General features: G+C 39.6%; 19 protein-coding genes. 14 read left to right on the top strand and 5 right to left on the bottom strand.

All coding sequences use genetic code 11. The features are described 5' to 3' along the window. The first annotated feature begins 210 nt into the window (after window positions 1–210). The 6 genes from PluTT01m_RS00855 (at window position 211) to PluTT01m_RS26775 (ending at window position 7,673) form a co-directional block, all read left to right on the top strand. The gene (locus PluTT01m_RS00855; protein WP_049789717.1) at window positions 211–1,803 is read left to right on the top strand and encodes a serine hydrolase domain-containing protein; all 1,593 of its coding nucleotides are present in this window, start codon (window positions 211–213) and stop codon (window positions 1,801–1,803) included. Between the two features lie 308 nt (window positions 1,804–2,111). Further along, a complete protein-coding gene (locus PluTT01m_RS00860) occupies window positions 2,112–3,707 on the top strand; it encodes a serine hydrolase domain-containing protein (RefSeq protein WP_011144568.1) in 1,596 nt (531 codons plus the stop codon). 92 nt (window positions 3,708–3,799) lie between these two features. Then, a complete protein-coding gene (locus PluTT01m_RS00865; protein WP_011144569.1) occupies window positions 3,800–5,389 on the top strand; it encodes a serine hydrolase domain-containing protein in 1,590 nt (529 codons plus the stop codon). Between the two features lie 608 nt (window positions 5,390–5,997). After that, window positions 5,998–7,248, top strand: a complete 1,251-nt coding sequence (locus PluTT01m_RS00875; RefSeq protein ID WP_228956905.1) for an anti-phage dCTP deaminase — start codon at window positions 5,998–6,000, stop codon at window positions 7,246–7,248. 27 nt (window positions 7,249–7,275) lie between these two features. After that, window positions 7,276–7,506 (top strand): hypothetical protein, encoded by a 231-nt coding sequence (locus PluTT01m_RS27335; protein WP_228956904.1) that lies wholly within the window; start codon window positions 7,276–7,278, stop codon window positions 7,504–7,506. After that, entirely contained in the window at window positions 7,503–7,673 is a 171-nt protein-coding gene (locus PluTT01m_RS26775; protein WP_011144571.1) for a hypothetical protein, read from the top strand. Before PluTT01m_RS27335 ends, PluTT01m_RS26775 begins: the two co-directional genes overlap by 4 nt. A gap of 341 nt (window positions 7,674–8,014) precedes the next feature. Here PluTT01m_RS26775 and uxuA read toward each other — a convergent pair whose 3' ends face one another. From uxuA to PluTT01m_RS00890, 3 genes are all read right to left on the bottom strand, one after another. Then, window positions 8,015–9,202 carry a mannonate dehydratase gene (gene uxuA / locus PluTT01m_RS00880; RefSeq protein WP_011144572.1) on the bottom strand — a complete coding sequence of 396 codons (1,188 nt, stop codon included), beginning with the start codon at window positions 9,200–9,202 and terminating at the stop codon, window positions 8,015–8,017. A 37-nt stretch (window positions 9,203–9,239) separates the two neighbouring features. Next, on the bottom strand, window positions 9,240–9,983 hold the full coding sequence (locus PluTT01m_RS00885; RefSeq protein ID WP_011144573.1) for an FCD domain-containing protein: 744 nt from the start codon (window positions 9,981–9,983) through the stop codon (window positions 9,240–9,242). A 118-nt stretch (window positions 9,984–10,101) separates the two neighbouring features. After that, window positions 10,102–11,082: a TRAP transporter substrate-binding protein gene (locus PluTT01m_RS00890; RefSeq protein WP_011144574.1), complete on the bottom strand. Its 981-nt coding sequence runs from the start codon at window positions 11,080–11,082 to the stop codon at window positions 10,102–10,104. A 297-nt stretch (window positions 11,083–11,379) separates the two neighbouring features. Between PluTT01m_RS00890 and PluTT01m_RS00895 the strand changes: the two genes are divergently transcribed. From PluTT01m_RS00895 to PluTT01m_RS00920, 6 genes are read left to right on the top strand one after another with little or no spacing between them, the layout of a single operon-like run. Further along, entirely contained in the window at window positions 11,380–11,886 is a 507-nt protein-coding gene (locus PluTT01m_RS00895; protein WP_011144575.1) for a TRAP transporter small permease, read from the top strand. 27 nt (window positions 11,887–11,913) lie between these two features. Next, a complete protein-coding gene (locus tag PluTT01m_RS00900; protein ID WP_011144576.1) occupies window positions 11,914–13,227 on the top strand; it encodes a TRAP transporter large permease in 1,314 nt (437 codons plus the stop codon). Window positions 13,228–13,254: 27 nt separating this feature from the next. Further along, window positions 13,255–14,736: a fructuronate reductase gene (locus PluTT01m_RS00905; protein ID WP_011144577.1), complete on the top strand. Its 1,482-nt coding sequence runs from the start codon at window positions 13,255–13,257 to the stop codon at window positions 14,734–14,736. Further along, window positions 14,733–16,157, top strand: coding sequence for a glucuronate isomerase (gene uxaC / locus PluTT01m_RS00910; RefSeq protein WP_011144578.1), 1,425 nt, complete (start codon window positions 14,733–14,735; stop codon window positions 16,155–16,157). Before PluTT01m_RS00905 ends, uxaC begins: the two co-directional genes overlap by 4 nt. Next, window positions 16,154–17,098 (top strand): sugar kinase, encoded by a 945-nt coding sequence (locus tag PluTT01m_RS00915; RefSeq protein ID WP_011144579.1) that lies wholly within the window; start codon window positions 16,154–16,156, stop codon window positions 17,096–17,098. The genes uxaC and PluTT01m_RS00915 overlap by 4 nt, the downstream gene beginning before the upstream one ends. 17 nt (window positions 17,099–17,115) lie before the next feature. Continuing rightward, complete coding sequence (locus PluTT01m_RS00920; protein ID WP_041379857.1) at window positions 17,116–17,745, top strand: bifunctional 4-hydroxy-2-oxoglutarate aldolase/2-dehydro-3-deoxy-phosphogluconate aldolase; 630 nt, start codon at window positions 17,116–17,118, stop codon at window positions 17,743–17,745. Between the two features lie 82 nt (window positions 17,746–17,827). Here PluTT01m_RS00920 and PluTT01m_RS00925 read toward each other — a convergent pair whose 3' ends face one another. Both PluTT01m_RS00925 and PluTT01m_RS00930 read right to left on the bottom strand, forming a co-directional pair. After that, the gene (locus PluTT01m_RS00925; RefSeq protein ID WP_011144581.1) at window positions 17,828–18,316 is read right to left on the bottom strand and encodes a GNAT family N-acetyltransferase; all 489 of its coding nucleotides are present in this window, start codon (window positions 18,314–18,316) and stop codon (window positions 17,828–17,830) included. Next, on the bottom strand, window positions 18,307–18,579 hold the full coding sequence (locus PluTT01m_RS00930) for a type II toxin-antitoxin system TacA family antitoxin (protein ID WP_011144582.1): 273 nt from the start codon (window positions 18,577–18,579) through the stop codon (window positions 18,307–18,309). The genes PluTT01m_RS00925 and PluTT01m_RS00930 overlap by 10 nt, the downstream gene beginning before the upstream one ends. 1,135 nt (window positions 18,580–19,714) lie before the next feature. Between PluTT01m_RS00930 and cpmA the strand changes: the two genes are divergently transcribed. Together cpmA and cpmB are read left to right on the top strand one after the other, a co-directional pair. Beyond that, window positions 19,715–21,220 (top strand): carbapenam-3-carboxylate synthase, encoded by a 1,506-nt coding sequence (gene cpmA / locus PluTT01m_RS00935; RefSeq protein WP_011144584.1) that lies wholly within the window; start codon window positions 19,715–19,717, stop codon window positions 21,218–21,220. Between the two features lie 2 nt (window positions 21,221–21,222). After that, window positions 21,223–21,972 (top strand): carboxymethylproline synthase, encoded by a 750-nt coding sequence (cpmB, locus tag PluTT01m_RS00940; RefSeq protein ID WP_011144585.1) that lies wholly within the window; start codon window positions 21,223–21,225, stop codon window positions 21,970–21,972. Window positions 21,973–21,974 lie beyond the last annotated feature (2 nt).

Here is a 21,974-nt window from a genome sequence, read left to right on the forward strand (position 1 = left end):
TTTGTTCCAGACAGAATTATTATATTTATGTTCTGTCTGTTTTTTGTAAACATCCGCTCCCATAGTTACTTTATATTGCCATTCACACATTAAATGATAATCATTATCACTTGGATATTTCATGTTTACGTCTTACAGTACTGCCCGCATATGTATTGCTGTCAGGCCGTATATATATATTTTGTTTGATAACCTTAAATAAGGAAGTTCATGATGGAATCTACTATAGCCACAGATAATATTAAATTATTTCTCAAGAAAATAGATGAATTGGTTAATATTGAGAATAAAAAAAAGGGGGGCGCTCTCGCTGTTGCTGTTACCCACGGCAATAAAATCATTTATCAGCGTCATATCGGAAAAGTTAGCATTGAACATGCTGTTGCTGTAAAGCCTAATACTAAATTCTATTTGGCGAGTGTTTCAAAACAATTCGCGGCTTTTTGTATTGCTTTGCTGGAAAAAGCAGGAAAGCTTTGCGTCAAGGATAAAGTTGGACAATATTTGGATTATTTCCCCACGGAATTTTCTGATATTACTATTGAGCATCTTATTCACCATACCAGTGGATTACGGGATGAGTTTTTACTTTATGAGTTGGCAGGTAAAAATTCGGACTTTGACCACCGCCATATTGATTTAGTCAGAAAACTGACTCAACGGCAACAAGCGCTTAACTTTACGCCGGGGGAATATCATCTCTATAGCAATACGGGCTATAATTTGCTGGCGGAAATAGTTAGAGTGGTTTCTGGTAAATCATTAAAAGAATATGCAGAAGAAAATGTTTTTGCCCCATTAAAGATGAAAGACACCTTTTTCTATGATGACATAACCGAGATTATTCCTGATCGGGCAATGGGCTACACTTATAACAAGAACTCTCATCAGTGGATAAGAGATGATCTTAACGATACGGTGGTCGGTGGTTCAGGGCTTCATTCTACGGTAAATGATTTGTGTCGTTGGATCAGAGCATTTTATTCACCATCCATTGTTCAGGATCTGTTGCCTCAATTATCCCGTACCCTGAATTTAACCAATGGTAATCGTAATAATTATGCTTACGGTTTTATTATCAGCCAACGCGAAGGGCAAAAGATAATACAACATGGTGGTTCTTATACGGGTTTTAAATCTCATGTTTGTATTTTACCGGATGCTAAATTCGGTATCGCGATTACCGCTGCAACAGGTGTTGATGTTTCTACATGGGTGGAGCAGTATATTGATATCTTATTTGACACCGATATTAAGCCAGAAGAACCGCATTGCTTAACCAGTGATATCGATATTACCGGTATTTTCCGGGGGGTGGAGCCTTATCCTTATATTATTACCAAGGAAGAGACTTATTTATTAGGTAATTTATTTGAAAAAGGTAACCCGATTATTTTTAACGCTGATGGTACATTCCAAGAGAAAGGCGGTAAAATCCGGTTCAGACCCATCATTGAAAATGGCAGTGTCATTGCATTAGAACAGATTGATGAAAATGGCAATGTTTTTTATCTTAAAAAGAGAGTTGATGACGGTAGTGTCGATATTCAGCGATTGTCAGGGCGTTATTATAGTCATGAAACAGAAGCAACGATCACGGTTTCCGCTTCTGGCGATGGGATTTATATTGATGGGGTTGTTTATATTGGTAAAAAGGAAGTCTTACGGCGGATTTATGGGAATAGTTATTTTTCTCCCAGCACTGAACTGATTATCGATTTTGAATTAGATACTGAAACTAATAAACCTCATCTCTATATCAGTAATTCACGTTGTTGGAAGATAGAATTCGTTGTAGTTTAATTTATAAAGTGATAAATCAGAATGAATAATGGCATTGTTATAGCCGGATGGAATTAATGCTATTGAGGGGTTAAATATATTTTCTATTAGATGCATTTTTCTCCAGGCAGAACTATTATATTTATGTTCTGTCTGTTTTTTATCAACATTAGCTCCGGTAGTGACTTTATATTGCCTTCCATACATTAAATGATGATGATTATCACTTGGATGATTTGCTATTTACGTTTTACAGTAATTACTCGTATATGATATTGCTATTAGGTCATATATATGTTCTGTTTTATAACCTTAAAATAAGGAAGTTCATGATGGAATCTACTATATCTACAGATAAAGTTAAATTGTTTCTCAAGAAAATAGATGAATTGGTTGATATTGAAAATAAGAAAAAGGGTGGCGCTCTTGCTATTGCTGTGACCCACGGTAATAAAACGATTTATCAGCGCCATATCGGAAAGGCTAATATTGAACATGCTGTGACTGCAAAACCTAATACTAAATTCTATTTAGCGAGTGTTTCAAAACAATTCACCGCTTTTTGCATAGCCTTATTAGAGAAAGAAGGAAAGCTTAGCGTCAAGGATAAAGTCGGGCAATATCTGGATTATTTCCCGGTAGAATTCTCTGATATTACTATTGAACATCTTATTCATCATACCAGTGGATTACGGGATGAATCTTTACTTTATCGTCTGGCAGGTAAAAACTCGCGTTTTGATTACCATGATATTGATTTGATAAGAAAACTGACGCAGCGGCAACGAACACTTAATTTTACACCTAGCGAATATTATGCTTATAGCAACACTGGCTATTATTTGCTGGCGGAAATAGTCAGTGTGGTTTCAGGTAAATCATTGAGGGAATATACAGAAGAAAATATTTTCGCTCCGCTAAAGATGAAAGATACTACTTTCTATGATGATGTCACAGAGATTATTTTTGATCGGGCGATGGGTTACACTTATAGCAAGGAACCGAACCGGTGGGCAAGATATGATCTCAATGGTTCTGTGGTAGGTGGCACAGGGCTTTATTCTACAGTGAATGATTTGTGTCGTTGGATCAGAGCATTTTATTCACCATCGATTGTTCAGGAGCTGTTGCCTCAATTATCTCGTACACCAGATTTAACTAATGGCAATCACAATAATTATGCTTACGGCTTGATTATCAGCCAACGAGAAGGGCAAAAAATAATACAACATGATGGTTCTTATGCTGGTTTCAAATCTGATGTTTGTATTTTACCTGATGCTAAATTAGGTATCGCTATTACCTCTGCAACAAATATTAATGTCATTCAATGGATTGAACAGTGTCTTGATGTGTTGTTTAACTCGAATATAGTTGAACCGGAAAAACCACATTGTCTAACTAGTGATATTGATATTACCGGTATTTTCCGAGGGGCAGAGCCTTATCCTTATATTATTACCAAGGAGGATTGTTATTTATTGGGAAGTTTATTCGGAAAAGGCGACCCGATTACTTTTAACCCTGACGGTTCATTCCAACAGCAAGGAAGTAAAACCCGATTTAAACCTATCATTGAAAATGATAATGTTGTCTCACTGGAACAGACTGATGAAGATGGCAATGTTTTTTATTTTAAAAAGATGACTGATAATGGTGGTATTGATATTCAGCGATTGTCAGGGAATTATTATAGTCATGAAATAGAAGCAACGATGACTATTTCCGCTTCTGGAGATGGAATTTATATTGATGGGGTTACTTACCCTGAGAACAAAGGAGTTTTACGGCGGGTTTACGGTAATAGCTATTTCTCCCCGGGCACTGAATTTGTTATCGATTTTGAATTGAATTCTGATACAAATAAACCGCATCTCTATATTAATGATGGGGGTTGCTGGAGGGTAGAATTTGTCGCAGTTTAATTTATAAAGTGATAAACCAGATTAGATACACTTTGTTCCAGACAGAACTATTATATTTATGTTCTGTCTTATAACCTTAAATAAGGAAATTCATGATGGAATTGACGATATCTAGAGATAACATTAAGTCTCTTGTTAATAAAATAGACAATTTAATTGATATTGAAAATAAGAAAAATGGCGGTGCCCTCGCGGTTGCTGTTACCCACGGAAATGAAACTATTTATAAGCGCTATATCGGGCAAGCTAGCATTGAACATGCAGTTGCCATAACCCCCAATACGAAGTTCTATATGGCGAGTGTTTCAAAACAATTCACCGCTTTTTGTATTGCTTTGTTGGAAAAAGAAGGAAAGATCAATGTCAAGGATAAAGTTGGAAAATATGTGGATTATTTCCCGGCACATTTCTCTGATATTACCATTGAGCATCTTATTCATCATACCAGTGGGTTACGGGATAAATATGCCCCTTATGGTTTGGCGGGTAAAAACTCAGATTTTGACCACCGCAGTATAGATTTATTAAGAAAACTGATTCAACGGCAACAAAAGCTTAATTTCACGCCTGGGGAATATTTTAGCTATACCAATATGGGCTATAATTTATTGGCAGAAATCATCAAAGTGGTTTCGGGTAAATCGTTAAGAGAATATGCGAAAGAAAATATTTTTATTCCATTAAAGATGAATAATACCTCTTTCTATGATGATGTTACTGAGGTTATCTCTGACCGGGCGATAGGTTATGTCTATAACGCAGATTCAAATCAATGGATAAGATCGGATCATAACGATTCAACTATAGGTAGTGCGGGGCTTCGTTCTACAGTGAGTGATTTATGCCGTTGGATGAAAGCATTTTATTCACCATCGATTGTTCGGGATATGTTGCCTCATTTATCTCGTATGCCAAATTTAGCCAATGGCAATCGTAACAATTATGCTTACGGTTTGATGATCAGCCAACGTGAAGGTCAAAAGATAATACGGCACGATGGTGCCTATGATGGTTTTAAAGCTGAGGTTTGTGTTTTACCTGATGCTAAATTAGGTGTTGTGATTACTGCTGCAACAGGTATTAATAGTGTTGAGTTTACTAATCAATGTCTTAATGTATTATTTAACACTGACATGGCTGAGCCAGAGCATTGCCGAACCAGTGATATTGATATTACCGGTATGTTCAAGGGGGCTGATCCCTATCCTTATATTATTACCAAGGAAGATTGCTATTTATTAGGTAATTTATTCGAGAAAGGTAATCCGATTATCTTTAACGCCGATGGAACATTCCAAGAGAAGGGGGGAGATATCCGGTTCAGACCGATCATTGAAAATAACCGTGTTATCGCACTGGAACAGATTGATGAAAATGACAATGTTTTTTATTTGAAAAAGATGACTGATAAAGGTGATATTGATATTCAGCGATTATCAGGTCGCTATTATAATCACGAAACAGAATCAATGCTAAGTATTGAAGTATCCGGTGATGAACTTTATATTGATGCGGTTATCTTGCCAGGGAAAAAAGAGGCGTTAAGGTGGGTTTACGAGAATAGTTATTTCTTACCCAGCATTGAATTTATTATTGATTTTGAATTTAACCCTGATACGAAGGAGCCTCGTCTTTATGTCAATGATGCACGTTGTTGGAAGATAGAATTCATACCCGTTTAGTTTAATTGATAGGGTTGTAAATATGAATTAAGAACCGTTTTTTCTGGAAGGATAAGAAAATTAGATTGAGATCATAAAGATATTTTCTATCTAATCTATTTATTTTCAGGCAGAACTATTATGATAATGTTCTGCCTGTTCGACATGATTTTGATATTTTAATTGCTTCATGGATTGTTTTTGGTTTATATTCTCATCGTCCTGGATACGTCAAGGATACACCTTTCCTCTAATTAGAGATACAATTTAGTCCTTATTATAATAGAAGGGAGGTGAATTTATGAAAAAGGGTAAATTATGTGATGTTAATTCATATTTCCTAATCTGGTATTAGAGGAAGAGTTTAAATAAGAATGTACAGGGTATAGTAAATAAAAAGTCTATATTTAGCTACGGAATTATATTTTTTTGAATGTTATTGTCCGTTTTTTACAAATGTAATTAACGGCTATTTTAAATAGAGTAAAACGATAATAGGTAGAAATACTTAACATGATTAACATACCTAATGGATTTCGAGATGCATCGCGGCGGCAAGTGAGCGAATCCCCGGGAGCATAGATAACGATGTGACCGGGGTGAGAGAGTGCAGCCAACAAAGAGGCAACTTGAAAGATAACGGGTATATAAATAAAACATATCTATTTGAGGGTGATCAGATGATGCCTTGTGATTTTGATTCTGAGGTCGTTATTGCGTTAGTTGGTGCTGTAGGAACGGATCTGGAAATAATTAGAGATTCTATAACAAAGAAACTTAATGCGTTCAGGTATGATGTACAGGAGATAAGAATATCTTCTGAAATCATTTCGGTATTAAGAGATATTCCCTCAACAAGGGATAATTATGAAAGGATAAGTTGTTTAATGTCGGAGGGTAATTATTTAAGAGAGTCTAGTCAGGATAGTTCTATATTAGCATTGGCTGCGGTGGCAGAAATAAATAAAAGAAGGGAGAAGAAGCATTTCTCATCAATACCATCTATTAGGAGGGCATATATTATAAATTCTCTCAAACACCCGGATGAAGTCAATGCTCTAAGGGATATTTATGTAAATGGTTTTTTCTTGATAGGTGTATATACGAGTGAATCTCAGAGATTAAGAAATCTTATCGTTGATAAATGTATTGATGAAGTAAAAGCCAGAGAATTGATTAATCGTGATTCCAATGAAGGGAATAAGTGGGGGCAGCGTAATCGAGATACTTATGAGTTATCAGATTTCTTTATAAATTATGATGGAAATAAAAATAGGACCGACAATAATATATGGAGAATATTAGATCTGATTTTTGGTAACCCATATGTCACGCCAACCTTTGATGAATACGCTATGTTCATGGCTTTTTCTGCTTCTCTGCGATCAGCAGATCTTTCCCGTCAGGTTGGTGCGGTATTAACCAAAGATAAGAATATAATCTCAACTGGAGCTAATGATGTGCCACGATTTGGCGGAGGATTATATTGGCCTGATTATGTAGGAGATTCAATTGAAGATGCTGAAAATGGTAGAGATTATAAAGTAGGTGAAGATTCAAACGCTAAAGAGAAAAGATTAATTATTGAAGATATACTTGAAGATATTGAAGAGGAACAAAAAGAAAAGTTTAGAGGATGTCTCCTAAATAGCAAGATAAAGGATATTACCGAATATGGCAGGGTTGTACATGCTGAAATGGAAGCAATCTTGGCGTGTGCAAGAAGTAACATTAGTACTCATAATGGGATATTATACTGTACTACATTTCCTTGTCATAACTGTGCAAAACATATCGTTGCTAGCGGTATACGGCGAGTTGTCTATATTGAGCCTTATCCTAAAAGTAAAGCTTTTGATTTTCATCCTGATTCTATTTAAACACCTGAAGAGTCTTATGATAATAAAGTGATTTTTGAACCATTTGTGGGTGTTGGGCCTCGCTGTTTCTTTAATTTGTTTTCAACAAATCTGGGGATAGGATATAAAATAAAAAGAAAAAATAAGGGTGGCAAAGTTATTAAGTGGCGTAGAAAGGATGGAAGGCTGAGAATGAAGATGCTATCATTATCTTATATAGAAAAAGAAACCGAATCAGCAGCTAACGTAGATAACTTAATAAAGGAGTTAAAAAAATGACTAAGAGAGAGGAGTTTTTAGCTTATTTAAGTGAAGCGAGTAAAATAGTTGAACAATGGCCAGATTGGAAGAAAGGTGGATTGAGAACCTATCGTAACCCGCAGACATCTGGTCAAAATAAACCTAAGGACTATACGACAGGTGAGACTGAAAATAAATTGGCATAACCTATTCTTATTTATTGAAAAATAGAAAGATCGATAAGAATTTTTTGTTTTCATCCCAAATTTATATATTAATAAATCAACTAAAATAATAAATTAAAATTTTAGTTTAAAATGAGCCTGTACATATACCCTATGGATTTCAAGATGCTTCGCGACGGCAAGGGAGAGAATCCCCGGGAGCATAGCAAACTATGTGACTGGGGTGAGCGAGTGCAGCCAACAAAGAGGCAACTTGAAAGATGCGGGTATAAAGTTGTAGTCAATCGCTTTAACATGGCTTCATCTAAATAAAGTAACCCTTTTTAGGGTTACTAGTAAATATAGTGAATAACGTAAATTCATTATTTATTTTCAAAAAACGCTCGCCTTAAACCTAATTCCAGACCGCGAATTTCTGCCAAACCTTTTAATCGACCAATACAGGAATAACCGGGATTAGTCTGTTTTTTCAGGTCATCAATTATTTGATGGCCGTGATCAGGGCGCATAGGTATCAAACGGTTATCTCCAACCTTCTTACGGCGATATTCTTCACGCAGGATTTCCATCACTACATTATACATATCCACATCACCTGCCAGATGAGTGGCTTCATGGAAAGTTTTGCTGTTTTCTTCCCGTTGGGTGGAGCGCAGGTGAGTGAAATAGATTCGGTTGCCATAGTGTTTAATTATCTCAACCAAATCATTATCACTACGAACACCATAGGAGCCAGTACACATTGTAATACCGTTAGCCGGGCTTGGTTCAATGGTGGTCAGCCATTCAATATCTTCAATGGTGGAAATAATACGCGGTAAGCCCAGAATAGGACGCGGCGGATCATCCGGGTGAATTGCCAGACGTAAACCATATTCTTCACATACAGGAACAATCTGGTGCAGGAAATAAGCCAAATGTTCACGCAGTTTATCGCGGGTAATATCTTTGTAGCGATCTAATTGCGCCTGAAATTCTGCTAACGTATAGCCCTCTTCGGCCCCCGGCAGACCGGCAATAATATTAGTGGTGAGTTTCTTAATATCAGCCGCAGACATGTTGTCGTGATAGACTTTTGCCTGAGCTTGCTCTTCAACGGTGTAATCAGCTTCTGCATTTGGTCGTTTGAGGATATAGATTTCAAATGCGGCGAAGGCAATTTGGTCAAAACGCAGGGCCTTAGAACCATCAGGGAGTGAATATTCCAGATCGGTGCGTGTCCAGTCCAGCACGGGCATAAAATTATAGCAGACGGTATCAATGCCACATTCCGCCAAATTTTTCAGTGAAGTTTTGTAGTTATTAATCCATTGAGAATAGTGACCGGTCCGGGTTTTAATCTCTTCATGGACAGGCACACTTTCAACAACTGACCAGATAAGCCCCTTATTTTCGATGAGGGTTTTACGGGCCAAGATTTCGTCTTTGTTCCAAATATGTCCGTTAGGAATATGGTGTAATGCGGTAACGATGCCGGTTGCGCCAGCCTGACGGATATCATCTAAAGAAACAGGATCATTTGGGCCGAACCAACGCCAGGTTTGTTCCATTGTTATTTACCTTATATACAAACGCCAGAATAAAAACTTATTTACAGGGATATGAGTTAAAGAGATAGCCGTCGAAATAGGGATCGTCAATATCAGACAATTCCAGTAAACGTAATTTTACATTCTCCAGATGTTGCCACATCGCTTGTTTGGCCGCCGCCGGATCTTTCTTGATCATGGCGGATAAAATGATCTGATGGTCATGCAGCCATTCTTTACGATAATCTTTATCGGTAATTCGAGTGTGCAGTTTCTGCCACATGGGATTATTTTCCCGCCATGCCCAAGATTGTTTAAGCAGTTCAACTAACATGCTGTTATGGGTTGCTTCCGCAATCGCCAGATGGAATTCTCTGTCACCGGATTCATCTTCACCGGAGGCCAAATCTTCGGATTCCTTTTGCAAGGCTCGACGCATATTCGCAATGTTATTTGGTGTCACTTGCATGGCGGCAAATTCGGCAATATTACTTTCCAGCAATTGGCGAGCTTGTAATAACTCAAAAGGTCCCGCTGCGTTAACTGAGCATGAAGAGGAAGTCGGCAGGTGAGGGCGGTTAATAATATAGATCCCGGAACCTTTGCGCACTTCAATAAGGCTTTCTAGTTCGAGCATAATTAATGCTTCACGCACAACGGTTCTGGAAACCTGTAGTAATTCAGCAAGTTCTCGCTCCGGTGGTAAGCGATCCCCGATACGATATTGCTGGTTGGCAATCATCTCTCTTAATGAAATGCCAACTTCTTGGTAAGGACGTTTTGGCTCAAGTAAATGCTTCATGGTGTCACTATTGTTGTCGTGATTATCGATGGTATTGTATGGATAATAGTCAAAAATAGAAATTGGTCAACCAAAAATGCCGCTCAAGGGCGAAGGCCATTTGGCCTTCGCCAATGATTTATCTGACTGCGCGGATGCGCTCTACCATACGGTAAAGCATTGGGTCGCTTTTCTTAATGTCGTCGTACATCGGTTTGACCGCCTCTTCAAACGATTTTTGATCCACATCGACGAACTTAACGCCAATTTTCTCTGCATTCTGGCGCTCTTTCTCCTCTGATTTTTCCCATAATTTCGTCATATATTGAGAAGAGTTAATGGCCGCGGTTATAAGAATTTTTTGCTGTTCTGATGACAGTTTATTTAGCGATTTAGTAGAAATAACAAGGACATCTGGCACCATAGTATGGTTATCCAGCGAGAAGTATCTGGCAACTTCACTGTGACGGCTCAGGCTAAAAGAGGGAATATTATTTTCGGCGGCATCGACCACACCCTGTTGTAGAGCAGTATACAGTTCACCGTAAGCCAGTGGAGTTGGGTTACCGCCTAAATTTTTCACCATTGAGATGGCTGTTGGGCTTGGCTGAACCCGAATTTTCATGCCTTTTAGGTCCTCAGGTGTGCGGATAGGCTTTTTGGCGTAGAAGCTACGTGCGCCCGCTTCATAGTAGGTTATACCAATAAAGCCACGGTTTTTGCTGGATGTCAGAATCTCTTTACCAATCTCGCCGTTTTTAATTTTTTCGTAATGGGCTTTATCGCGAAACAGATAAGGTAAGTTAAAAGCAGAATAAGTGGGCGAAAAAGCTTCCAGTTCTGCGGCATTGGATTTGACTAAATCCAATGCACCATTTTGCATCAGTTCCATCGATTCCCGCTGGTTACCCAATTGTGCGTCTGGATAGATCCGAATACGAACATCACCATTCGTTTTTTGGCGAACTTCATCTGCAAACTGAGTCATTGCCTTGTGCACTGCATGATCGCGGTTATGGTTATGGCTGAGTTTTAATGTTGTTACTGCCATAACTTGTGACGCGCTTAAGGCAAATATCGCACCGATTACAGTAGATAAAATTCGCTTAGAATTGCTCATTGTTCGTTCTCCAATTGTTGTAAATAGGTTACGGGCACAACTGAACTGACGGTCAAACCATAAGCATCACTTCGGATTTCGTCAAAAAGTAAAAGTGATTTGGTTGACCAATATCACAAAATAATCGGGCCAACGGGTGGACCAGTCAGTTTGTGATCCCGCTCACTGGATGTTTTTTTGACCTGGATCTTATAATCCAAGCAACGTAAAGCTTCCTTTACTGATTTTGGTCAGACAGTTTGCCCTATTTGGTCGATCAAATCGGGCACATGTTGAGGCCAATAAGGACAAAGCCCCGTGAAAAACCTTGTGTATTGCCTCAATAAAGGTTTGGCATTTTTTACCGTCAGCCTTTCCGTTTTTTTGGTGTTTTGTGTCACATGGCAGGTGGTTTCCCGCTATGTGTTTGGTACGCCAAGTACGGTAACGGATGAACTCGCTCGTTATCTGTTTATGTGGGTCGCCATGATTGGCGCGGCATATACCACAGGTCAACATCGTCATTTAGCTATCGACCTGTTAACGATGAAACTTAAGGGAATAGGCAAAAATAGTGTGGGTTTGGTGATCCAGGCCGCGATCATGCTGTTTGCTTCGATCGTGCTGGTGTATGGCGGATCGGTACTGGTGATCTCAACCCTTGAAACCGGGCAGATCACGCCCGCGCTGGGATTACCGATGGGATATGTCTATTTATGTCTGCCAATTAGCGGTGTTCTGATGATCTGCTATGTGCTAGTAGACATTGTTGCTCTTATTCGGAATTTTTCAGGTAAAGACGCGGTTATTTCTGAAAATCAATAAAGTCACTAGGCAGAAGAGGATGGGCTTATGGATTGGCAAGTGGTTTTAGCGTTGTTCGGTAGTTTTGCCGTGTTGCTGGCACTGGGTGTACCGGTATCCTTTGCGATTGGTTTGTCATCATTACTGGCAATTATGATGACTTTACCAATGGAAGCGGCGATTACCGTGGTTGCTCAACGTATGGCAGTCGGTGTTGATAACTTCTCTTTGCTCGCTATCCCGTTCTTTATTCTGGCGGGAAATATTATGAATCAAGGGGGAATCGCTGCCCGTCTAATTAATCTGGCGAAAGTCATGGGCGGCCGTTTGCCCGGTTCTCTGGTGCACGTCAATATTATAGCGAATATGTTTTTCGGTGCGATTTCGGGCTCAGCAGTGGCATCGGCTGCGGCGGTCGGCGGAACGATGGCACCAATGCAGAAAAAAGAGGGTTATGAGCCGGAATACTCCGCTGCTGTAAACATTGCTTCCTGTCCTGCCGGTTTGTTGATCCCGCCAAGTAATACTTTGATTGTTTACTCACTGGTTTCTGGTGGCACATCAATTGCCGCACTGTTTTTGGCGGGTTATATTCCCGGTATTTTGATGGGGGCATCTTTGATGATTGTGGCGGCAATCATTGCCAAGCGCCGTGGTTATCCGGTATCACCCAAGCCGACATGGAACGAATTTTTCACCACATTAGTTCGTGCATTGCCTTCTCTGATGCTGGTTGTGGTTATTATGGGAGGGATCATTGCCGGTATTTTTACCGCCACAGAAGCCTCGGCGATTGCTGTGTTGTACAGCTTTATATTGGCAGTATTGATTTATCGTGAAGTCAGTATCACTAAATTACCCAAAATCATTCTGGATTCTGCGGTGACCACTTCCATTGTTTTGTTGCTGATTGGTGCATCAATGGGCATGTCTTGGGCAATGGCGAATGCGGATCTGCCCTATTTGATCGCTGATGCACTCATGGCGTTTTCTGAAAACCCTCTGGTTATTCTGCTGGTCATTAATCTGGTTCTGTTGTTGGTCGGAACCTTTATGGATATGACACCGGCGATTCTGATTTTTACGCCGATTTTCCTGCCAGTAGCGCAGAATATGGGCGTTGATCCGGTACATTTCGGCATCATTATGACCTTCAACCTAGCTATTGGTATTTGTACACCGCCGGTAGGGAGTGCGCTGTTTGTGGGTTGTTCTATCGGTGAGGTCAGCATTAATAAGGTATTGAAACCGTTAGTTCCCATGTATTGCGCTTTGGTTATCGCGTTGATGTTGGTGACCTTCATACCGCAACTGAGCTTGTGGTTGCCTCAGATGTTACTGAATTACTCAGTATTTAAGTAATCCGCGTCATTAAACAGGAATTGTTCTATGATCCGTAATATAGCCAACAGTAAAATTAACCCCGCTATTTCTCTGCCTTCTTATGATCGTCAGAAGTTGGTTGCCCGTGTTGTCCATCTGGGATGTGGCGCTTTTCACCGTGCCCATCAGGCGGTTTTTACTCATCATATGTTGGAAAAAACGGGCAGTGATTGGGGAATTTGTGAAGTCAGTTTGTTCTCCGGTCATCGGTTGATTCAGCAACTTAAACAGCAAGATTGCTTGTGCACCATTGCGGAGAAGGGGACAGAACAAACTGAGTTGAAAATTATCGGCTCTATGGTTGATGCTTTACACCCTGAGTTTGTGGGTCAGCAAGGTATTCTGGAAACGATAGCGCAGCCGCAAGTGGCGGTTATTTCTCTGACGATTACTGAAAAAGGGTATTGCATCGATGCAGCCAGCGGCAAGCTGGATGTGAATAATGCATTAATTCAACGGGACTTAGCTAACCCAACCGAACCAACATCGGCCATTGGTTATATCGTCGAGGCGCTTCGTCTGCGTTATGAACGTGACTTGCCGCCATTGACGGTGATGTCCTGCGATAATATCAGAGAGAATGGCAACATTGCCCGTGAAGCGGTGGTGGGTTTTGCCCGCTTACGTGATGAAAAGCTGGCGCAATGGATTGAACTGAATGTGACTTTTCCATGCACAATGGTTGACCGTATTGTTCCTGCGGCTACGCCAGAATCGGTGGCGGAGATAGCCGGACAGCTAGGTGTATACGATCCCAGTGCAATCACCTGTGAACCTTTCCGTCAGTGGGTGATTGAGGATAACTTTGCCAATGGCCGCCCAAACTGGGATGTGGCAGGAGCCCAATTCGTTAAAGATGTGATGCCTTTTGAAACCATGAAATTACGGATGCTAAACGGTAGCCACTCATTTTTAGCCTACCTGGGCTATTTAGCGGGATATGCGCATATTGCTGACACAATGGCGAACCCCGATTACCGGCAAGCCGCTTTGGATCTGATGTTGAAAGAACAAGCGCCAACTTTGACGATGCCGGTAGGAACCGATCTTTTTCAATATGCTCATCTGTTGATTGAACGTTTTAGTAACCCCAACCTTAAGCATCAAACCGGGCAGATAGCAATGGATGGCAGCCAGAAGCTGCCACAACGTATGTTTGATTCTGTCATTTATCATCTGGCAAACGGCAGCGATTACCGCCATTTAGCCTTGGGTATCGCCGGGTGGATGCGTTATGTCAGTGGAAAAGATGAACAAGGCAAATTGATTGATGTGCGTGATCCGCTGGTTGAGCAGTTTAAATCCATTTACCAGCAATATGGGTTATCTGTTGATGTAGTACCCGCGTTGTTGGCGATTTTTGGTAACCCAGTGTTAGCTAATCCGCATTTTGTCCGGGCGGTTACCGCAGCTTATCAATTATTATTGGATTGCGGCGCTCGTCATGCTGTGGCGGCACTCGATTTAGCTGACAGGAAAATGATATGAAAAATTTTATGTGTGACGATTTTCTTCTGAACAATGAAACTGCCCGTCAGCTATATCATGAACATGCCGCAGATATGCCGATTTATGATTATCACTGTCATCTTAATCCGCGTGAAATTGCTGAAAATCGCCGGTTTGATAACCTTGGTCAGATTTGGTTGGAAGGGGATCACTACAAATGGCGGGCTATGCGCTGTGCGGGTATTGATGAATCACTGATTACCGGCAAGCAAACCCGTGATTATGAAAAATATCAGGCATGGGCAGAAACAGTACCGTTGACCTTAGGAAATCCACTTTATCACTGGACACATCTAGAATTACGTCGTCCATTTGGTATTAGCGGGATATTGTTTGGGCCGCAAACCGCGGATGAAATTTGGCATCAATGCAACGAAAAGCTGGCAGCCCCGGCGTTTTCAGCGCGTGGCATCATGCAGCAAATGAATGTACGTATGGTTGGAACCACGGATGATCCGGTGGATTCTTTGCAATATCACCGCCAAATCGCGACAGATGAGAGTTTCGATATCGAAGTATTACCAAGCTGGCGTCCTGATCGGGTATTTAAAATCGAGTTGGCGGGTTTCATTGACTATATCAAACAGCTTGAAGCCGTGGCTGATGTATCGATTGTTGCTTTTGCTGATGTGTTGAACGCGTTGGAGCGTCGGCTTGAGCATTTTGCTGCTCATGGCTGCCGGGCTGCTGATCACGGCATAGAAAATTTGCGCTATGCTCCTATTCCTGATGAAACGGTATTAAATGGCATCCTGCAAAAACGGCTGGCAGGGGGCATTCTCTCTGAGCTTGAAATTGCACAGTACACCACGGCGATTCTGGTATGGCTTGGCCGGCAATATGCCGCCCGTGGTTGGGTGATGCAAATGCATATCGGCGCTATTCGCAACAATAATAGCCGGATGTTCCGCTTACTTGGCGCGGATAGCGGCTTTGATTCCATTGGTGATAACAATATTGCTTGGCCGCTATCTCGCTTGCTGGATAGTATGGATGTGACGGATGAGTTGCCGAAAACGATTCTTTACTGTCTGAATCCACGAGATAACGAAGTGATTGCTACGATGGCCAGTAACTTTCAAGGTGGCGGTATCGCCGGTAAAGTGCAGTTTGGTTCGGGCTGGTGGTTCAATGATCAGAAAGATGGCATGTTGCGTCAGCTTGAACAACTTTCCCAACTTGGGTTGCTGAGTCAATTTGTTGGTATGTTGACCGATTCTCGTAGCTTTCTTTCATACACGCGGCATGAATATTTTCGCCGCATTCTGTGTAATGTGTTAGGGCAATGGGCAGAAAAGGGCGAAATTCCTAACCACAAAGCCATGTTAGGGCAGATAGTTGAGGATATTTGTTTTAATAACGCCCGCCGTTATTTTGCTTTGCCGGGAGAAAATCTATGAAGCAGATTGCACTCCTTGGTGAATGTATGATCGAACTTAATGGTGCCCCTTTTTCGACCATGCATCAGACTTTCGGTGGTGATGTCTTGAACAGTGCGGTTTATTTAGCACGTGCAAGCCGACAGAAGATTGCTGTTCATTTTGTGACTGCGTTGGGCTTGGATTCGCTCAGTGAAGGGATGATCACACGTTGGCAAGACGAGGGTATTCGCACCCATCTGATTTTGCGTGATCCGGTTCGCCAACCGGGACTGTATTTGATTCAACTTGATGGACAGGGAGAGCGCACCTTTCTGTACTGGCGTAATAATTCCGCTGCCCGTTATATGGTGCGCCATCCTGATTTCTCTTCGGTTATGCAAGCATTACAGCAGATGGATGCCATTTATCTCAGTGGTATCAGTTTGGCTATCTTGCCTGTTGATGATCGTGAAAAGCTACTAAACTTGCTGGCTGAGCTGGCTGCTCAAGGAAAAACCATCATTTTCGACAGTAATTATCGTTCGGCATTATGGCAAAGTGTGGAGGAAACCCAAGTTTGTTATCAGAAATTACTCGCCTTTACCTCATTGGCACTGGTGACAGATGACGATGAATGTAAGCTGTGGGGCGATAAATCGGTTACAGAAACCATGATTCGTCTTAAACAAGCAGGAGTTAAAGAAGCCGTGATTAAAGCGGGGGCTGCCGGTTGCTATTATCAGCATTTGGTACAGGATACTCCGATTGAGCTGATCCCAACGGTGCCGGTTGTTAACGTGGCCGATACCACGGCGGCGGGAGACGCCTTTAATGCTGGGTTTCTGGCAGGATTTCTGACGGATTGTCCGATACAACAAGCGGCAATTATGGGGCATTGTCTGGCTGGTACCGTTATTCAGCATAAAGGGGCGATTATTCCAATCAGTGCAACTCAAGCAGTGACTGACAGTTTCTTTTAACAGCGGAGAGAAAATTGATGAAACAGATGATTGAACAGTTACGCCAGTTAAAAATTGTACCCGTGATTGCTGTTGACCGAGCGGAAGATATTATTCCGTTGGGTAAAGCATTGGCTGACAACGGCTTGCCGGTAGCCGAAATTACTTTCCGTTCTACGGCAGCGGCGGAAGCTATTCGTTTGTTGAGAGCAGCTCAGCCGAATATGCTGATTGGTGCAGGTACTGTTCTGAACCGTGATCAGGTGGTTGCTGCAAAACAGGCTGGCGCTGATTTTATGGTTTCGCCGGGTTTTAATCCAAATACGGTCAAAGCCTGTCAGCAATTGAATATTCCTATTATTCCGGGTGTGAATAATCCAAGTGCGATTGAAGGTGCAATGGAATTGGGGCTAAAACTATTGAAATTCTTCCCGGCAGAACCTTCCGGCGGTTTGCCAATGATTAAAGCGATATTGGCACCTTATACTGAATTGCAAATTATGCCGACTGGGGGAATCGGGCCAAATAATATTCGCGATTATCTTGCTGTACCGCGTATTGTGGCGTGTGGTGGTTCATGGATGGTTAGTCAAGCGCTGGTGGGCAGCCAAAACTGGCAGGAAATCGGTCGCCTGACTCGTGAAGCGGTGGATTTGGTGAATACTTAAGGAATAGTGGTTCTTGTCTTGGGATAAAATATTATTCCGACAATAATACCAAAGGGAAAAAAAGGGTTTAGTAAAAATTCTTTCACTTCTGTTTGCCTAATGGAAGCATCAGCGTGTATGGCTCCAACGGTGACTGGACGAAGCCAAGACGCGTATAGAACGTTCGAGCGCTCTCATCAAGTGCGTGGACGATTATAGCTGAAATGCCCACCTGTTCTGCTGTGCTGGCGACACGCTTCCAAGCATCTTGGAGAAGCAATGCCCCGAGCTTCTTCCCCTGATATTCCACATCGACAGCCAGACGGCCAAGAAGCACTACAGGGATAGGATCTGGCATATTGCGTTTAAGCGATGGTGTAGATTCAATATGATTAATTGAACCGGCGCTTAGACAATAATAACCGATAACGTCTTTTGTGCCTTCCTTGCAAATAACAAATGTGCGGCTCGCGCCGAGCTTATTATTTTTTAAAGCCCGGCGTGAAAGCCATTCGTTTAATGTTTCATGCTGGCAATAAAAATCATTTATATTATGTTCAGCCGTTAATATTTCAGGTGTGCTTATTCCCACGGTGCTTTATATCCCATCAGTTTTTTAAAACCTTCATTATCAGAAAGCGGTTGCTCCAGCATCTGCATGAACATATGGTATTTTTCGTCGTTAACGAAAAAGTGGCGCTGATCGAGTATGGCATCTTCGGCTGCGCGGCAGGCAGCGTCCAAGATGAAATCAGTTCGGGTCTTTGAGAGCAGGTTTGCTGCATGGTCAATAAGCTCCCGCTGGAAGGCTTTCGCCCGGATGTTGATCGGGGTTTCTTTAGGTTGTGTTCTCATAAATCACCTGTGTAGCAAATTGGTAGACAGTCATTATAGCAGTTGTATAACTAATAGATATACATTTAGCGTCTCCATTTGAAATCTTATGAAACGTAAGCATGCTGGGTTATCCAAAATATAGTGGCTAGTCTTCTGCTGACTGGCGTCGGCCTAATTTATATGAACGTTAGACACCAGAACAAACTTTGTTAGAATTACTGACAGTGAGCTTGATACCTGAAAATATCTTAATGCGGTTGAAACTTAAGTTTGGGGTTAAATTTGAACAACTAGAAAACCTTGATCGAATGATTTTAGCGACAGTGGCTGTAGAAGGATGGATTAGGTTATGTCCCTCAATTAAATTATGGCTTTAAGAAAAAGGTCGTAACGAGCCATAACATGTTGTTTCCGAAAGTCAGAGCCAGATAGATTATTCTATCTCAGCCTATTGCGGGACACAGCCTAGTACGTTGTTGGGTATGCTCTCGGTGAACTACCTTAACCAGAACAACCATACATTACATGTAATTGGTCGACCTGACTGAACGGTAGTTATATTTGATAAATCCATAATTAATCTACAATAATTAGTGAGCGCAAGGATTTGTTAATTTCTTAATAGACAATTTTGTTATATTTAATTTATATAACTATTAGTTGGCTTCTTTTGCTAAGGACACATACCTGATGATACCGCGCGTGATAAATACGATTGCAATTTACCCATTTTTTCTTTGAATCTGTAGCACGGTAACCAATTCTGCACAGTTAGACGGTATATTTTGCACTCATTAAACGGGGTTAGCTTCTCTATCATAATGCACAGTACAGAATAAAATTCCTAATCAGATGAAAATGATTGGAATGCATACAACTATGATTTTAGCTGAACTTGTACCTACTTGGATCCATGAAAGATACATAATATATCAGAGGGAATGTAACCATGCGTGATTGTCACTGGTACAATAATATTGCGAGTTCTATATTTAAAAACAAATAGTTAATTAGATATATAAATAATTTTAATTTTAATGATCAAATGCATTGATAAATTAATTTAATATGATACTATTATTAACACCAGATTAATTTTTAGAAGTATAACTATTTAAAATACTTTTATAAAGTTATAAAAAGGAATTTAAAATTGAGCTCAGAGTTTTGCTTTGTTAAATATGGTTTTGATAAAAATTTAAATAAATTAATAAATGAATTTCAATTTGATGAATTATCTACTGGAACCATACTCTTCCGTAGTACAACAAAGGTATCTAAATTTAAAAGTGAAAGATATACTGCTTTTTTAATTGGTAATATATATAACATATCTACCATCAGATCCATTCTTGGAAAAATAGAAGGAAGATCTAGTGTGCTTAGTGATGTGGAAATTTTATTATTAAGTAGAGATAAATTTGGTAATTCCATTATTTCTATAGCAGAAGGAGATTATTGCCTTTTTATTGAGGATAAAAAGGGAAATATAGAAGTAATAACAGAGTCTAGAGGATTAAATTTAGTAAATTTAGTACAGACAGATTTGATTTGGATTACTAATAGTTTGAAGATTGTTGGTAAGGTAGAGGGAGATAAAGCTTTTGATTTCAAACCTGAAAGCGAAGTTATTAAGAACTCACTAAAACCAGATAATTTTTCACCAATAAGAAATGTGTCCAGATTAAAGCCTGGTACAATAAATAAATTAACATTTGATGAACAGAGATATCTTCATTTGGAAGTTGAATATGTAATATCTCCTGTAGAGGAAAATTCTTTTGATATAAAAGAAAGTGTTCTTCTTGAAATAATTGATTCTGATTTGAGAAACTCTATTTCCCGGTTATCTAAAAATAATGAAACTATAGGTGTTCCACTATCAGGAGGGTTAGATTCGAGTTTAGTTACTGCTTTAGCATCAAAGTATTTTGATAAAGTAAAAACATGGTCTATAGGAACAGAATTAAGCAATGAATTTGAATTTTCTAAAATTGTTTCTGATTATCTTGGTACAGAGCACGAAGTTAAAATTCTTAGTGAAGATGAAGTTATATCAGGTGTAGTAAAAGCTATTTATTATAATGAAATATTTGACGGATTATCTTCTGAGATTCAATCAGGATTATTTAATGTTTATGAATTAGCAAAAGGAAAAGTTAATTCATTGATAACAGGATATGGTTCTGATCTATTATTTGGAGGTATATTAGACCCCGAAAAATCCTATATTGAACCAAATAAAATATTGTCTGAGCAAGTTTATAGAACTAAATGGACAGGAGAATTTTCAACTCATGGAGCAGGAAATTATGGGTTGAATGTTTATCATCCATTTTGGACTAATAATCTTATATCTTTATGTCATAATTTGGATCCATACTTTAAAATAAGAGATAACGAAGTTAAAAATATTTTACGAGAGTATGCAAATAGTATAAATATCCTCCCAAAAGAAATAGTGTGGAGAAAAAAAATAGGTATTCATGAAGGATCATCTGTTAATAAATCTTTTGCAACAATGATAGGAACTGAAGTAAATAACTATCAAGATAAAACAAGGTTTAGTTATTCTATATATAAAGAATTTTTGACAGGAAGATTGTCAATTGAGGAAGCAAATTCAACCAAGTTGTGTGAAATCATAAGAAGGAATTAGATATGGTAATAGAAAGAGATTTTAGCTCAATTAGGGTAATTATTCTTAACCATGAAAATAAGCATAATCCATTTAGTGAAAGTTTAGAAAACTCAATTAAAAAATCTTTAATTAAAGCTGATCAAGATGACAATGTTAAAGCCATTGTTGTTTATGGTGGGGAGAATCGTTCTTTTTCTTCAGGGGGAGATTTCAGTGAAGTTAAAAATCTATCAGGAGAAAGTGTGGAACGTTGGATAGATAGAGTGATTGATCTATATTGTGCTGTTTTAAACGTAAACAAACCAACAGTAGCTGCGGTAGATGGTTATGCTATAGGAATGGGATTTCAATTTTCTTTAATGTTTGACCAAAGAATTGTATCAAGTGAAGCTAAATTTATAATGCCTGAATTAAAACACGGTATTGGTTGTTCTGTAGGTGCAGCTATACTTAGTTTTACACATGGACATAATATAATGAAAAAAATTGTATTTGAATGCGAAGAGATTTCATCAGAAATGTGTATTGAATACAATATTGCAAATCAAGTAATAGATAAAGAAATTCTTTTAGAAACAGCAATAGAACGCGCTAATTTACTAGCAACATATCCGAAAACAGCATACTTAAACACAAAAAAATTTATGAACAAAAAATTCGTTGATATCTTGGAAGATAGCAGAAAAGAATCAAAATTAGTTCATAAAAATTCGTTTGGCTCTAGAGATTCTCAAAAGCATTTTAAAAAAGTACTTGGTGAGAAATATTAATA

The sequence above is a fragment of the Photorhabdus laumondii subsp. laumondii genome (genome assembly GCF_003343245.1).
GTDB classification, from domain to species: domain Bacteria; phylum Pseudomonadota; class Gammaproteobacteria; order Enterobacterales; family Enterobacteriaceae; genus Photorhabdus; species Photorhabdus laumondii.

Bases quoted from the DNA above. Each gene is read 5' to 3' on its own strand.
- PluTT01m_RS00855 (WP_049789717.1), top strand. From the start codon at position 211: ATGATGGAATCTACTATAGCCACAGATAATATTAAATTATTTCTCAAG.
- PluTT01m_RS00860 (WP_011144568.1), top strand. From the start codon at position 2,112: ATGATGGAATCTACTATATCTACAGATAAAGTTAAATTGTTTCTCAAG.
- PluTT01m_RS00865 (WP_011144569.1), top strand. From the start codon at position 3,800: ATGATGGAATTGACGATATCTAGAGATAACATTAAGTCTCTTGTTAAT.
- PluTT01m_RS26775 (WP_011144571.1), top strand. From the start codon at position 7,503: ATGACTAAGAGAGAGGAGTTTTTAGCTTATTTAAGTGAAGCGAGTAAA.
- uxuA (WP_011144572.1), bottom strand. From the start codon at position 9,202: ATGGAACAAACCTGGCGTTGGTTCGGCCCAAATGATCCTGTTTCTTTA.
- PluTT01m_RS00885 (WP_011144573.1), bottom strand. From the start codon at position 9,983: ATGAAGCATTTACTTGAGCCAAAACGTCCTTACCAAGAAGTTGGCATT.
- PluTT01m_RS00890 (WP_011144574.1), bottom strand. From the start codon at position 11,082: ATGAGCAATTCTAAGCGAATTTTATCTACTGTAATCGGTGCGATATTT.
- PluTT01m_RS00900 (WP_011144576.1), top strand. From the start codon at position 11,914: ATGGATTGGCAAGTGGTTTTAGCGTTGTTCGGTAGTTTTGCCGTGTTG.
- PluTT01m_RS00905 (WP_011144577.1), top strand. From the start codon at position 13,255: ATGATCCGTAATATAGCCAACAGTAAAATTAACCCCGCTATTTCTCTG.
- uxaC (WP_011144578.1), top strand. From the start codon at position 14,733: ATGAAAAATTTTATGTGTGACGATTTTCTTCTGAACAATGAAACTGCC.
- PluTT01m_RS00915 (WP_011144579.1), top strand. From the start codon at position 16,154: ATGAAGCAGATTGCACTCCTTGGTGAATGTATGATCGAACTTAATGGT.
- PluTT01m_RS00920 (WP_041379857.1), top strand. From the start codon at position 17,116: ATGAAACAGATGATTGAACAGTTACGCCAGTTAAAAATTGTACCCGTG.
- PluTT01m_RS00930 (WP_011144582.1), bottom strand. From the start codon at position 18,579: ATGAGAACACAACCTAAAGAAACCCCGATCAACATCCGGGCGAAAGCC.
- cpmB (WP_011144585.1), top strand. From the start codon at position 21,223: ATGGTAATAGAAAGAGATTTTAGCTCAATTAGGGTAATTATTCTTAAC.